Source organism: Spirosoma foliorum (assembly GCF_014117325.1).
GTDB lineage: Bacteria > Bacteroidota > Bacteroidia > Cytophagales > Spirosomataceae > Spirosoma > Spirosoma foliorum.
Genome location: NZ_CP059732.1, coordinates 5835405 through 5850529, shown reverse-complemented (window position 1 = coordinate 5850529; position 15125 = coordinate 5835405). Strand labels below are relative to the sequence as shown.

Sequence of the window (15125 nt, the reverse complement as noted above, 5' to 3'; positions counted from 1 at the left end):
AAGACGTTGCATTGGCAGGATAAATTGATAAAAACAAAAATGCCAGCCTGTTGAAACAGACTGGCATTTTTTATAAACTCTAAAATCAGGGTTTACCGTGCTACTTCAATATTTACCCGGCGACCTTTGATTGTATTGCCTTCCATAACGTCGACAACGCGGTTAGCTACATCTTTTGGTACGTCAACATAGGTGAACTTGTCGAAGATATCGATGCTACCAATGCTGTTGCCTGGAATGTTGGCTTCACCGGCAATGGCACCTACAATATCGCCCGGACGAACGAAATCTTTACGACCGATGCTCACCATCAGGCGAGTCATGTTCGCTTCACGCTCGCGAGGAACGCGTTTGTCATCCCGTTCGAAATAAGGCTTACGTTCTCCGTCGCGAGCTGGGCGGTCTGGTCCGTCATTACGGTTACGATCACGATCCCCAAATCGTGGGCCACGGTCGTCACGGCTTGGACGGTCATTCCGATCTCCGAAGCGTGAACCACGGTCGTCTCGATCGCCAAAGCGGCTACCACCCCGACGGTCTGGTCCGTCGTTACGGTCAAAACGACCACCTTCACGGCGATCATTCCGATCAGCATAACGATCATTGCCACGGCCACGGTCCTCACGACGACGATCGTCTTCAAGACCCAGGTTTTGGTCGGCAAATTCGTTTTTCTCCAGACCCATGCTGCGTTTCACCAAAGCGGCTACGATCTGCTCGGTCGTAAAGCCCGTGTGATGCAGTTGTGTCAGTAAGTCGCCGTACAGGTTCAGGTCTTTGCTTTCCTGAATCGTTTGTTGCAATTGCTCAATGAAACGAGCCTTACGAACGCCAACGATATCTTCAAAAGAAGGAATTACGCCTTTCTCAACCCGTACTTTGGTATACGACTGGATTTCACGGAAGCGATATTTTTCATCGCGACCTACCATCGAGAACGCCCGGCCCGATTTGCCAGCGCGGCCCGTCCGGCCAATCCGGTGTACATAATATTCTTCGTCGAGCGGAATATCGAAGTTGATAACCGCATCTACATCGTCAACGTCGATACCGCGAGCCGCTACGTCGGTGGCAACCAGAATGTTGGTCGTACCCGCACGGAATTTGCTCATGACATTACTCCGTTGCGACTGGCGAAGATCGCCGTGTAAACCTTCGGCCTGATAGCCCCGGATTTGCAGGTCTTCTACAATCTCATCAACCTTGCGCTTGGTGTTACAGAATACCAGCAACAGCTTCAGGTCGTACATGTCGATCAAACGACACATCACTTCCACTTTCGCTTTTGGTTTCACCTCAAAATACACCTGCTCGATGTTGGTGTTGGTCAATTCTTTTTTGACAACTTTCACCAAAACAGGGTCTTGCTGGAATTTCTGGGTGATCTGCATAATTGGTTTCGACATGGTAGCCGAGAACAGGATCGTCTGCCGCTCTTCGGGCATATCTTCCAGAATGCTCTCGATATCTTCGCGGAAACCCATATCCAGCATTTCATCGGCTTCGTCAAGAATCATCATCTTCACGTTGTCGAGTTTGAGCGTGTTACGCTCCATATGATCCATCACACGACCTGGTGTACCGATCACGATATGCACACCGCTCTTAAGCGACCGGATTTGGCGCTCGATTGAATCGCCACCGTAGATAGCTTCAACACGGACACCACGCTTATATTTAGCGAGTTTCTTGATTTCTTCGGCTACCTGCAACGCTAACTCCCGAGTTGGGCAGAGAATAAGCGCTTGCACCGAACGATCCTGAACATCAACCAGTTCGAGAGCTGGAATACCAAACGCAGCGGTTTTACCCGTTCCGGTTTGTGCCTGCCCGATTACATCGCGACCAGCCAAAATAGGGGGAATCGCTTCTGCCTGAATTGGCGATGGACTAATGAAGCCCATGTCGGTTACGGCTTGTAATATTTCGGGGGAAATATCTAAGCTGGAGAACAGAATCTGATTCGGATCAACTTTTGGAGTTACTTCGGCAGCAGGTGCTTTCTCAGTAACAGGTGCCTGAGTTGCTACTGGGGCATCGGCCACGATAACTACTTTATCGGCAATACCTTCAACAACAGTTTCAACTGCTGTATCATCAGTAGCGATTTCAACTGTTGCTTCAACGTCTGATTTGGCAACTTTCTTTTTAGGGACTTTAGCCGTTTTAACCTCAACGGTAGCTGCAGAAACTGCACTAGCGGCCATTTCGGCGGCTATTTTTTCAATATCCTGAAGATCATTCTGATCAACGGCTTTGGTTGTTTTCGTTTTCATTAATTGGGAATGATTAAATAAAATAAATCATCCAAACGAAGAACGAGTGTGTGCCAGTGAACGGCGCGATATTGCGAGAATTGCCCAACGAACGAAGCTGCCCAACGACCCAACTAGGACCCAATTTTCCCCCGCCCTGATCAAAAGGGGGAAACGAACAACGATCGGTGTCGACTCTGCGACTTAATACCGATACGACCGATTGACGATTAGCCCACGCGCAAATGTTCCGACACAGCGGAACGTCCACCCAGAAACCCATCTGTACATCCGTACTATGGCTCTGTCAGACCTAAACTCAGCGTGTAAAAAGGAGAGAAACAGAGACGCGACGGATGTCGCTTGTAAAATCTGGTGCAAAATTAAGTATAAATTGCCGAAAAAGCAAGTATGGGCTTATAAATATTGTATTTATTTTAGAAACAGGTCTTGAGGTTTACGGTTTTCTGTTTACAGTTGGCCCAGGCGTCAGTTATTTTTACGTCGGGCAACCGTAAACAGAAAACCGTAAACTAGATTTAGCAATGAACACAACCATTGGTAAATACATCATAGTTGCCGGAGCCGCTATTCTGCTCATCGGCCTAATCGTGTACGTATGGGGCGACAAGCTGAATTGGCTGGGTCGCTTACCCGGTGATATTCGAATTGAAGGGAAAAATGGGGGAGGATTCTACTTCCCGATTGTCACGTGTATAGTTGTTAGTATTGTACTGAATCTGCTTATCGGTCTGATCCGTCGCTTTTTTTAACCGCAGCGCTGGTCGATTTAGTGGACTGATTCTCTTCGCTGTAGGTCAGCTTGTTCAGGTAGAATACTTCCCGCTGAGTTGAAACGTGTTTAGGGGAAATCTTCTGGAATCCGCAGGCCAGGAAGTGCTGTCCATACCACGCCATCAGATTATCCTGGGCTGAAAAAGTTACTTTCTCATTTTCAGTATTGGTCTGAAGCTTAAATTTTTCCGATTCTTTCAGAATCTTACTGCCCTGAATCACCTCTGTATTGATTTCGCCTTCGTTGGGGTAGGCCAGTACGATGCGGTCGCCCTGTTGCGATACCTGCACCATCTCGGTTAGTTCGGTGCTGAGGAGTTCTTTGATCGGGAAGCAATTGTCCCACAGAAGTTTTCCTTGCTTATCGAAGCCGCAAATGAAGGCGTGTGTATACCGGAAGCCTTCGTAACGATCAGAACCGCGCAAGAAGCCTCCATAACCCAGCGCACTGCCCCGATACTGTGGGAAATAGACTTCGGCTACTAAGGTGAGCCCATCGGCAGTAGGTTGTAGATCGTGAACTAAAAGCCTATATCGAAATTTGTAATCTTTACCCTCGTCTTTCTTCTTTTTGGCCCGTGCCAGCAGTTTTTGCTGGCGATTTGGTTTTAAATAATTAAAGAAATTCTGAAGCTGCGAGAACTCGATATATTGAATATTGGTAATGGGCTCGTCGGTAGCTGTGTTTCCCGATTCACTGTGTCGAATGCGTGTCACATAAATGCCTTGTGAATAGGGTGTACAATCGGTCGAATAATTACCGACGAGCAGCGATTCATGCTCATTAACCGGCAAGAGTTTTCCGGAAATGAGAGCCTTTTCAGCTCCGTCGAAGTCCAGAGTTCGGAGTAGTTTACTGTCGTAATTGTAGGTTCTGATCGAAAATTTGCAGTGGCGTTTGAGAGAATGAACCAGCACATTTACTTCTTTTCGGACATTATCGACTTCCAAACTGCTGATCTCCATTTGATTAACGTACATGCCCGGCAGCACCTTTGTCGATTGGTCGAAGAACGAAAAGGTCATGACAACCGGGCGCCCGTGACGATACCCACCCACATATGCCTGACTGCCCATCACTTTAAATTGATGAACCTCAAACTGGTCGATTAAACGGCCTTCAAATGTTTCGATTACACCGTCGTCAAGGTGTAATCGAACAAATTGAAACTCATCCGTATCATATTCGCGAAACAGGTGGTAAACGTACTGATCGTTGTTATAGGTTGATATGGGCTTAAATTTCGTATCCTGCTTAAACGTCGTTTTCCACAGTAATTTGAGATTAATATCGTACTTCTGGAAGTTGAAATTAACGGGCGATGTTTCATAAAACCCTCCCGTCCGAATGGTCATCAAAACGCCCTTCTCGTTTAAAGGGGTTACGTCGAAAGATTCAGCTTCGTTCGGATCGGACGGTATTTCAATACGTAATGACTGTGCCAACTGTGCCCGCACCGAAGGCAGAGTAGTCGTTAAAATCAGACAACACAGGTAGAGGATACGAATCATATACTCAAATTTACGATTTACGCAGGGTATAGAACAAGTTTATTTTTCGACAGGATTAACAGGATAAAACAGGATTGCCTTCTGGTCCCATAATCCTGTTTTATCCTGTTAATCCTGTCAAAAAATAAACAATGGTCAACCCGCAGAGAATATATGAACTAGAGCAAAAATCATACTGTAAACGAGCCTGAACTGTAAATCACAACTCGTACATGCTTACACTTTCCACCTTTTTTTCAAATAGTCTTTCATAAATACGTTTACATCCCATTGACTAGCAACAGGTTGCTGTGTATAGGGAAGGGTAGGTAGATAACCCGCTGGACCAAATTCACAGGTGACCGTTAGGGCTGGAGCATTGGCTTTTTGATGCCGGTCCCGAATGGCGTCCCACCACTTGGCATGACTTTCGAGGGCGTCTTTCCACTCCGGCGCACGAGGATCGTTTACCTGCGGACCTTCTGGATGACCCACCCGGCAATGAATATGGTCACTAACGGCAATGGCACGGTTAACATTCTGAGCCTGGTCGGACAGATACGATTCGGCCACGTTAACCCAGTGCGAATAATCGGCGGTTAGGCGCAGATTAGGTAATTTGAGCAGATAGTATTGGATAGCAGGCGCACTGTAAGAGAATCTTCCCCGGTGGGTTTCGTGCAGAATACGAACACCTGTCTGTTTCTCAACATCGGCTGCCGTTTGAATCAACTCGGCATTTTGCTCGAATGTAAAATAATCGTGGCCAGTGTGGGCGTTTATGAACATCGGCTTGTACGATGCGATGTCGAGCAGGTCATCGTGGTATTTTTTCTTGTGTTCGGCAAAGTCACTGCCGCCCCCGAAAGCCATTAAAATCAGGTCAAGACCGTTGTCGTGCATTACCTGTGTTGCTTCCTTCCGCTTATCGGGCCCGGCCGAGATTTCCATGCCATCGTAACCGACGGCTTTCACGCGTTTAGCGGCTTCGGAATACGAAAGGTTTTCCATTCCCCACATGGGGCAAAAGAAGATTGTTTTCAAGAATTCAATGGGTTTAGTTTAGCAAGCCAATGGCGGCCAAAATGATGGTTTCAGGAATCAATGATTCTGGATGCTTATGAAATCCACAACCTTGCAGAACCTACTACTTTCCAGGTATCTTTTTTTCGTTCCAAAAAGACGAGATAGCCTGCACCTGATCGCCCATCGCTAAGTTCAGAGTAATAGCATAAAGCTTTTTGCTGATCTGCCGAATAAGCCACTTTAGACAAACTGATCAAACTGCCAAAGTTTTTATAATCATTGCGAAGGGCATAAAACCCCCGGCTTCGATGGTTGTCTTTACTAAAGTAATAATCGTCCTTTTGGGCTGTCCATAGTTCGTTCTTACGGCAGGCTAGTTCAAGCGGGTGCTTGATTTCATAGTTTGTAAACTGATTGGTATCAATAGCGGCCATGAACGTTTTCCAGCCGGGTTCCTGATAAAATGTCTCTTTGGGAGACGTCAGAGAAGCTAAATTTTCCTGCGCCTTCGGGAAATCGAAACGGAATGAATGTTTCCCTTTTTCCTGAGTAACCGTTTTGATAAGCAATAGCCAGTTTCGTCGGTAGGCATATTGTTCAGTCGTACACTTCGAAAAGTCGTTCAGTATAGTTGTATAAACGGAGTAATCTTCGTCGGGCAAGGCCGGATAAGTAGGTTGGCTATAGGCTGATTGCCAGAGTAGTTGTGCGAAAATTAGCCCTGAAAAAATCGCGCGGAGTACCTGAATTTGGTTTGACATACGTAGGGATGGTGTAGACTGGCTGAAAGTGTTCGTACTCATACAAAACAATTGTGAAGGATAGCTAAGCAGCGTCAAATTTAATCTGAAAATCATCCAACTAATATCGCTCAGAAAGGGTCAGGTATTGATAAGTAGAAATTCAATTTCAGTTTGTCTTTGTTGATACTTTCTTGTGTTTGAGCAAGTTTACTCATCGATATACGTGAAACACTTTTCTTTTCAGTTCCGACTAAGAAAACGGACTATAAGGGCCCTAAGCAAGGCGCTCGTATTGGTGAGTTTTCTGTGGAGTCCGGTGCGAGCACAGTCTATAAAAACGTATGCCAACTGGTACTTTGGGGATGGTGCGGGGGTTACCTTTACTAGCGGGAGCGCTCTGACCGACGGCAAGTTGCATACTGCCGAAGGTTGCGCCAGTATGTCGGATGAAAATGGCCAACTGCTCTTCTATACCGATGGGAGTACAATCTGGAATCGGAATCATGACGTTATGCCGGGTGCTACTGGTTTAGGGGGCAATAGTCATGCCACACAATCGGCTCTGATTGTTCCCTATCAGAACAGCACCAAGCAATTTTATGTGTTTTCGGTAGGCACTCAAAACCAGAATTCCGGGATTCAGTACGCGTATGTCGATATGAATCTGAACGGTGGTTTGGGCGGTTTGACTTACAAAAATAAGGTTCTGCTGGCGGGTTCTTCGGAGAAAATTACCGTTATCAAGCACTGCAACAACTTGAACCACTGGGTTATTACACATGATTTCGGAAATAATACGTTCCGGGTTTATTTGATCAATGATAACGGCCTGATCCTTACCCCTTCACTATACAGCGTTGGCAGTACGCATCAATCATTGTCGGGAGCCGGACATAGTGCGCGTCAGCAGAATAAAGGCTATATGAAGCCGTCGCATGATGGGCGGAAACTGGCCGTAGCCGTTTCGGATAGTATACAAGGTGGGTTTCTGGAAGTGTTTAATTTCGACAACAAAACGGGAGTTATCTCGAACCCCGTGAAGCTAGAGACTGTTGAAACAATGGGGGCATATGGCGTCGAATTCTCGCCTGATAACAGCTTGCTGTATCTTTCGTCCATGTTCAGTAAAAATATACAGCAGATTAATGTGGCCAGCTTGTCGGTCAATGCAACGCTGACTGTGCAGGGGCAAACGACCTATTCGCCCGGTATTGGCGCTTTGCAAATTGGACTTGATGGGAAAATTTACGGAGCTGTACCCGGAGAAGCGTATTTGTTAGCGATTAATCAACCGAATCAATCGGGAACGGGCTGCGGGTTAGTGTCGCAGGGTGTTAGTTTGAGCGGCCGAAAAGCGATGGCGGGTTTGCCATTTCTGCTCGATGAGGTAGTCTTGTTACCGCCTGAACTTAGTATCTCGCTGAAAAAGCCCGGCGGCTGTAATAATTTTTTGCTGGAATCGAAGGTGGTTAACCTCGACCCGAATTACCTGCTCTACCAATGGTATGTTGATGGTGTTGCGGCTGCTGGTGGTGATAAAGCGACGCTGAAACCGACTAAAACAGGCACGTACACGCTTAAAATACGGGAAACTAAATGCCAGGATATACAGATAACCTCCAATGAAATTAAGGTCGTTCTGGTTGAAGCAAATCCGACCGCTAAGGCCGTTCCCGATTCCTGTGGTGCTTTTTTACTCAATGCCCATGCTAGTGGTGGCGCTGTTCAGTGGACTGGATTCGGTATTTCACCACCACGAGATCAACTGGATTCGCTGATTGTTTCTAAGATTACGGGTAGTCAGACGTTTCGGGTACGAGTCGTTGATCCCGACGATGGAACCTGCTTTTCGGAAAAAGAATTGACGGTAACTTTTTCTCCACCACCTCCTTTCCCGTTCGCGAATCCAATCCGCTCAGGCTGTGGTGATACCCTTATGCTGCGGGCTACCCCTACGGCCGATTGGGACACTTTCCGTTGGAAACAACCCGACGGCGCTTCGGTAACTGGGACTACTGTTTTGGCAAGGCAAAGCGGATACTATCAGCTAACCGCATTGAGTACGAGTACTGGTTGTAAAAGTGAGGATTCCATCACTGTGAATCTATTTCCAAATCCTAAACTACAACTAAGCCAGCATCAGGTGGATACCTGCTTTGCTAACAGCAGTAGCTACCTGGAGCTAAATGCTGGTTCGATCCCCAATGTTATTTACACCTGGACGAGCGACGGAAAAACCATCGGGACAACTCAGTTTCTGAAAGCGTATGCATATGGTTCGTATACGATTTCAGTTCATACGTCGGATGGGTGCCAGGCTGCTGATTCAGTTCGTATCCGTACCAACTGCCCACCCAGTCCGGCGGTAATTAATGTGCCCGATGCCTTTACACCCAATCAGGATGGTATGAACGAGGTGTTGGTGATTTATGGCTCAGGGGCTAAACAAATGTCACTAACCGTCTATAACCGCTGGGGCGAGCCGATTTATAGAGCAAACAATGGGGTGACGTCGCCATCGGGTTGGGAAACCTGGGATGGTACCTATCAGGGACAGCCCGTTGCGAGTGGCGTATATGCTTATAAACTAGAGGGTAAAAGTGTCGATTATCCGGACTCGTTTACACGGGAGGGCGTGATTGAGGTAATTCGATGAACGACTTTTGGACTGTTCAAAATTGACAGACAGTAGCAATATTCCACGAATATCCGCAACTTTACCCTTCGAAATCAGATAGGTTAGCCGATCCTATTTTCGGTAAACTATTTCTTGAACGAATCCAAAAAAATATCCCTAATCATGAGTGAAGTAACCACCCGTTTTGCCCCCGGCGTTGTGACCGGCGAAGGCGTTACCCAACTTTTCCGTCACGCCAACGAAAATGATTACGCCCTGCCAGCCGTCAATGTTGTCGGTACAGACTCGGTAAATGCTGTGTTGGAAACGGCCAAAGCTGTTAATTCACCAGTTATCATCCAGTTCTCAAATGGCGGTGGTATCTTTTACGCTGGTAAAAGCCTATCGAACGATAAGCAAAAAGGTGCTATTGCTGGCTCGATCTCGGGCGCGCTGCACGTTCACCACGTAGCTGAGCTTTACGGTGTTCCGGTAATTTTGCACACCGACCATTGCGCGAAAAAACTTCTTCCCTGGATCGACGGTTTGCTGGACGCTGGCGAAAAACATTTCGATCAAACAGGCAAGCCTCTGTACTCGTCGCACATGCTCGATTTGTCGGAAGAGCCGATCGAAGAGAACATCGAAATTTGCTCTAAATATTTTGAGCGTATGGCCAAAATCGGCATGACGCTTGAAATTGAATTAGGTGTTACGGGTGGTGAAGAAGATGGCGTTGATAACTCAGATGTTGACGATTCGAAACTCTACACGCAGCCTTCAGAAGTAGCCTACGCGTACGAAGAACTGAGCAAAATCTCGCCAAACTTCACCATTGCTGCTGCTTTTGGTAACGTTCACGGTGTGTACAAGCCAGGTAACGTGAAGCTATCGCCAATCATTCTGGACAATTCGCAGAAATACATTCAGGAGAAATATGCAACGGGTCCGCTGCCAGTGAACTTCGTATTCCACGGTGGTTCGGGTTCGAGCCGCGAAGAAATTCGTGAGGCTATCCGGTACGGTGCCGTTAAAATGAACATCGATACTGATATGCAGTGGGCGATGTGGGAAGGTATCCTGAACTATTACAAAGCGAAAGAAGGTTACCTGCAATCGCAGTTGGGTAATCCAGAAGGTTCTGATTCGCCAAACAAAAAATACTACGATCCACGTGTGTGGCTACGTAAAGGCGAAGAAAGCATGGTACAACGCCTGAAAATTGCATTCGAAGATTTGAACTGCATCAACCGGTTGGCTTAGTCAATATACGGTGTTCAGTTTACAGTGGTGTCGGGTTGAAGAACCCGACACTTTTTTTATGTCGATTAAGCCTTCTAAACTTGATTAGTTAAAATCTAATGATGGATTTTGGTGGGTATTTTTCTCGCCTATACTGCTTCAAAAAAAGTCGGCTATCTAGCGCTGAATAATTTTCATTGTCGCCTGATTTATATGACACTTGAGCCAGTGGATTAGGGTTTCGTCGGTAAGTGTTTTTACCTAAAAAGGGTATGGATGTGGACTGGAAAAGCGACTGGATTGTTTCGTAAATAGCTCTGAAAGAGGAGGATGTGGGATGTGTAATTGACAGACAAATTCGTTAACTTTCAGGATAATATATCGCCATATGTGATGTATTGTGGAAAAAATTGGGTTTTATTGAAATGGCCTTTTTTATGGGCAGAAAGCTGAGACCAAAATTGTTCGATTGACTTAGCTGAGTTACGAATTTAAGTTGAATTTAATTTACTATGAATTTAATCCGCTCTGCGTTACGAAAGCCAATTACGATTCTGGTTATCGTAGCCAGCTTATTCTACTTCGGTATCGGTGCCGTTCGTTCGATCAAGATTGACATATTCCCGAATTTAAATCTGCCGGTCATCTACATTTCCCAACCGTTTGGGGGCTATACGCCTAACCAGATGGAATCCTTTTTCGGGAAACAGTATGTCAACTTGCTACTTTACGTATCGGGGGTAAAAAGTATTGAAACCAAAAATATTCAGGGGATTACGCTCCTGAAGCTGTCGTTTTACGAAGGCACCAACATGGCGCAGGCCGCTGCCGAGGTGTCGGCTTATTCGAATAGGGCGCAGTCCAGCTTTCCACCCGGATCGCAGCCGCCGTTCATTCTCCGTTTCGATGCCTCTACCTTGCCCGTCGGACAGTTGGTATTGAGTAGCCCGAAACGCAGTAACAATGAATTGCAGGATTTAGCCAACGTCTACGTCCGATCCGGATTTACGTCGATTCCGGGTCTGGTTTCACCCGCTCCGTTTGGGGGGAATGCCCGTTCTATCGTTATCAAAGCTGATCCTGAACTACTTCGGTCGCACAATTTGACCCCCGACCAACTCGTAGCGGCCCTACGCATTAATAACCAGGCCACTCCGGCTGGTAACGTGCGGATTGGCGACTTCAATTACTTTACGCCCGCCAATACGACTGTCAAGAATATTGAAGATTTTGGCAATATTCCACTTTTTACCGGAACGGTTCAAAACCTGTATCTAAAAGACGTCGCTACGATTGAAGATGGTGCCGATATTACGCAGGGCTATGTATTGGTCAATGGCAAGCGCTCCGTGTATTTGCCCATCACCAAATCGGCTGATGCTTCAACCTGGGAAGTTGTCCAAAATCTGAAAGCGGCTATTCCACGATTCCAGGCCTTATTGCCCGAAGATGTCAAACTGACCTACACGTTCGACCAATCGGTGTATGTAATCAATGCCGTCGAAAGTTTAATGACCGAAGGCGCTATTGGTGCTATCCTGACGGGGCTCATGGTATTGCTTTTCCTTGGCGACGTACGAGGGGCGTTGATCGTAATCATTACGATTCCAACCTGTATTATTTCGGGCGTTTTGTTTCTGTCGCTGTTCGGTCAAACGATCAACATTATGACGTTGAGTGGTCTGTCGCTGGCTATCGGGATTTTGGTCGATGAAAGTACAGTAACAATCGAGAACATTCACCAGCACATGGACATGGGCAAACCCAAAGCCCTGGCCATTTGGGATGCCTGTAAAGAAATCGCTTTCTCGAAACTCCTGATTCTGTTCTGTATTCTGGCTGTCTTTGCGCCTGCGTTTACCATGACCGGTATTCCGGGTGCCTTGTTCCTGCCGCTTGCGCTGGCTATTGGTTTCTCGATGATCACGTCTTACCTGATGGCTCAAACGCTGGTGCCGGTGTTAGCCAACTGGATGATGAAAGAACACCATCCGGTTAGTAATGGAAAAGCGGGCAAGCATGATACCGCGAATGCACAGTTGATTAAAGCCAATGGGAAAGCAAGTTCGAATGGTCATAGTAAACATGAACCCAACGACTTACTGGATGAAAAACGAAAGCAGGCGCATGAGATAGACCTTGACCACGACGATAAAATCAGCTTCTTCGAGCGAATACGGGCGCGATTTGTTCGGTTTATTGGTCGTATGATTCCTTATCGGATGCCTATTGTACTGGTTTATGTAGTTGGTTCACTGGGTATTGCGCTGATTCTGATTACCACTATTGGTCGCGATGTATTGCCCAAAGTGACCGGCGGACAATTTCAGGTTCGTATACGGAAGCCCGACGGTACCCGACTCGAAAAGACCGAAGCTACAATGTTGAAAACCATCGATGTTCTGAATCAACTAGTGGGTAAAGAGAATGTCGAGATTACATCGGCCATGGTGGGTATGCACGGAGCGCAGTTTTCAACCAGCCCGATTTACTTGTTTATGGCTGGGCCTCAAGAGGGCGTTTTGCAGGTGAGTTTAAAAGAAGACTACGATGTTGATCTGGATGAGTTGAAGGATAAATTCAGAGCCAGCATGAAAAAGGCGTTGCCCGATGTCAAGCTCTCCTTTGAACCAATTGAATTAACCGACAAGATTCTCAGTCAGGGTTCGCCGACGCCTATTGAAGTGAAACTGTCCGGGAAGAACAAAGTACAGAATGAAGAGTACGCGAATAAAGTAATCGCGAAACTGAACAAGATTCCGTATCTGCGTGATGTTCAGATTGGCCAGGCAACAAAAGCACCCGCGATAAATGTGAATATTGATCGAACACGGGCCGCTCAGCTAGGAACGGACATATCGGCCATTTCCCGTTCGTTGATTGCCGCTACATCGTCGTCGCGTTATACAGAGAAGAGCGTTTGGATCGATCCGAAATCGAGCCAGTCATATACCGTGCAGGTTCAGGTGCCAGAAGGTCAGATGAGAAGCGTCAATGATTTGGGTGAAATTCCCGTTTCGCCCAATTCGAATCGCCCGGTTCTGAGTGATGTGGCTACTCTTCAGGAGGGAACAACTTATGGCGAAAATGATAACATCGGAGCTATCCCGGTTTTATCGGTAACGGCCAACCTAAACGATATTGATTTAGGAACAGCAGCTAGAGATGTTCAGAAAGCAATCGACTCGCTGGGTGAACTGCCTCGTGGCTTAACGGTAAAAATGCAGGGATTGACCCAAGTGCTTATCGATACACTCGATAGCCTGCAAACGGGTTTGATCACGGCCATCATGGTTATTTTCCTGATGCTGGCAGCTAACTTTCAGTCATTCAAAGTATCGCTGGTGGTATTGTGTACGGTTCCTGCCGTATTGGTTGGCTCGTTGACATTGCTCATGATTATGGGGTCGACGCTCAATCTACAATCGTACATGGGCATGATTATGTCGGTTGGTGTATCCATTTCCAATGCGGTGTTAATGGTCACCAATGCCGAAGAACTTCGCATGAAGAGCGGGAATGCATTGCAGGCCGCCCGAGAAGCCGCTTCGTTACGGATGCGACCTATTCTGATGACCAGCGTTGCGATGGTGGTTGGGATGATTCCAATGGCATCAGGCTTAGGCGAAGGTGGTTCGCAGGCAGCTCCACTAGGACGTGCCGTTATTGGCGGCTTAATTGCGTCAACGTTTGCTGCGTTATTCATTCTGCCACTGGCATTTGCCTGGGTGCAGAACAAAACTACGACCGACTCGGTATCGCTCGACCCTGAAGATAAAGACAGTAAATATTACATTTCTCCCTCGTATGAAACGGCTAATCAATAAACCAGTATATAACCTGCTTGCACTTACGGGCAGTTTGCTACTGGCCAGTATGCTTACGAATTGCCATTCTTCTGAAAGTAAAGCAGAAGCGAAAGAAACTGAAACAACAGAAGCACCTGCAGCTGTTGAGTTGTTTGCACTAAAAAAAGACAAGCTTGCTTCATCGCTGCACATACCCGGTGAATTGGTTGCGTTTCGTGATGTAGACATTTACGCTAAAGTGAGTGGCTTCATTAAAACACTCAATGTTGATGTCGGCTCTGAAGTAAAACAGGGCCAATTATTAGCGTTAGCCGAAGCGCCTGAGCTAACCGCTCAGCTGAACTCGGCCGACTCAAGACTCAAAGCGCAGGAAGCGGTTTCCATTGGTAGTAAAGCCAATTATGAACGGGTACTGGAAGCCAGCAAGTTTTCGGGAGCTGTATCGAAAAACGATGTTGATCTAGCCTTGGCAAAGCGTAATGCCGATCTGGCTCAACTGGAAGCGGCTAAATCGGCTTACCGTGAAGTCGCTGATTTAAAGAAATACCTGGAAATCAGAGCGCCGTTCAACGGCATCATCAGTGCTCGTAACGCCAGCACGGGTGCTTATATCGGGCCTGCTGGTAAAGGCTCCGAATTTCCGCTCTTTGTGCTTACTGAACAGAAACGACTCCGTTTGGTCATCTCTGTTCCTGAAGCGTACACAGGTTATGTAGAACAGAATGATGCGGTAAGTTTCTCGGTCAAGACATTTCCCGACAAGAAGTTTACCGGGCAGATAAAACGTCTATCGGGTGCATTAGACAAACGTTTGCGGTCGGAGCGGGTTGAAGTAGATGTTATTAACAATGACAAGAAACTGCTGCCGGGTATGGTTGCCGAAGTAAACCTGCCCTTGCCGACAAAAACCAGCACATTCGTGGTTCCTAAATCGGCCGTTGTTAACGCTACGACGGGTGTTTTTGTGATTCGGGTTAAAGATCACAAGGCAGAGTGGGTACCTGTCAAAAAAGGGCTTGAAGCTGATGGGAAAATCGAAATCTTCGGTCAGTTAGCCGAAGGAGATCAGTTGATCACTACGGCCACGGAAGAAATTCGGGATGGCTCGCCAGTGAAGTAAATAAAATGGGGATCGGTTACCGATCCC

Annotated in this window: 9 protein-coding genes; 5 read left to right on the top strand and 4 right to left on the bottom strand. The window is 46.9% G+C overall.

Annotated features, from left to right (window positions below; all coding sequences use genetic code 11):
• Window positions 1–92 precede the first annotated feature (92 nt).
• Window positions 93–2276 (bottom strand): DEAD/DEAH box helicase, encoded by a 2184-nt coding sequence (locus H3H32_RS24735; protein WP_182458363.1) that lies wholly within the window; start codon window positions 2274–2276, stop codon window positions 93–95.
• Between the two features lie 524 nt (window positions 2277–2800).
• Here H3H32_RS24735 and H3H32_RS24730 point away from each other — a divergent pair.
• Window positions 2801–3028: a DUF2905 domain-containing protein gene (locus H3H32_RS24730; protein ID WP_182458361.1), complete on the top strand. Its 228-nt coding sequence runs from the start codon at window positions 2801–2803 to the stop codon at window positions 3026–3028.
• On the opposite strand, the gene H3H32_RS24725 is transcribed toward H3H32_RS24730, so the two are convergent.
• From H3H32_RS24725 to H3H32_RS24715, 3 genes are all read right to left on the bottom strand, one after another.
• Window positions 3000–4562, bottom strand: coding sequence for a hypothetical protein (locus H3H32_RS24725; protein ID WP_182458359.1), 1563 nt, complete (start codon window positions 4560–4562; stop codon window positions 3000–3002). The genes H3H32_RS24730 and H3H32_RS24725 overlap by 29 nt on opposite strands.
• A 216-nt stretch (window positions 4563–4778) precedes the next feature.
• Window positions 4779–5585 (bottom strand): sugar phosphate isomerase/epimerase family protein, encoded by an 807-nt coding sequence (locus H3H32_RS24720; protein WP_240543480.1) that lies wholly within the window; start codon window positions 5583–5585, stop codon window positions 4779–4781.
• 74 nt (window positions 5586–5659) lie between these two features.
• On the bottom strand, window positions 5660–6328 hold the full coding sequence (locus tag H3H32_RS24715) for a hypothetical protein (RefSeq protein WP_182458357.1): 669 nt from the start codon (window positions 6326–6328) through the stop codon (window positions 5660–5662).
• A gap of 205 nt (window positions 6329–6533) precedes the next feature.
• Here H3H32_RS24715 and H3H32_RS24710 point away from each other — a divergent pair, with 205 nt between their 5' ends.
• The 4 genes from H3H32_RS24710 (at window position 6534) to H3H32_RS24695 (ending at window position 15098) form a co-directional block, all read left to right on the top strand.
• Window positions 6534–8966 carry a T9SS type B sorting domain-containing protein gene (locus tag H3H32_RS24710; RefSeq protein ID WP_240543479.1) on the top strand — a complete coding sequence of 811 codons (2433 nt, stop codon included), beginning with the start codon at window positions 6534–6536 and terminating at the stop codon, window positions 8964–8966.
• A gap of 144 nt (window positions 8967–9110) precedes the next feature.
• Window positions 9111–10190, top strand: coding sequence for a class II fructose-bisphosphate aldolase (fbaA, locus tag H3H32_RS24705; RefSeq protein WP_182458355.1), 1080 nt, complete (start codon window positions 9111–9113; stop codon window positions 10188–10190).
• Window positions 10191–10681: 491 nt separating this feature from the next.
• Complete coding sequence (locus H3H32_RS24700; RefSeq protein WP_182458353.1) at window positions 10682–13996, top strand: efflux RND transporter permease subunit; 3315 nt, start codon at window positions 10682–10684, stop codon at window positions 13994–13996.
• The gene (locus H3H32_RS24695; RefSeq protein WP_182458351.1) at window positions 13977–15098 is read left to right on the top strand and encodes an efflux RND transporter periplasmic adaptor subunit; all 1122 of its coding nucleotides are present in this window, start codon (window positions 13977–13979) and stop codon (window positions 15096–15098) included. The genes H3H32_RS24700 and H3H32_RS24695 overlap by 20 nt, the downstream gene beginning before the upstream one ends.
• Window positions 15099–15125: the final 27 nt, after the last annotated feature.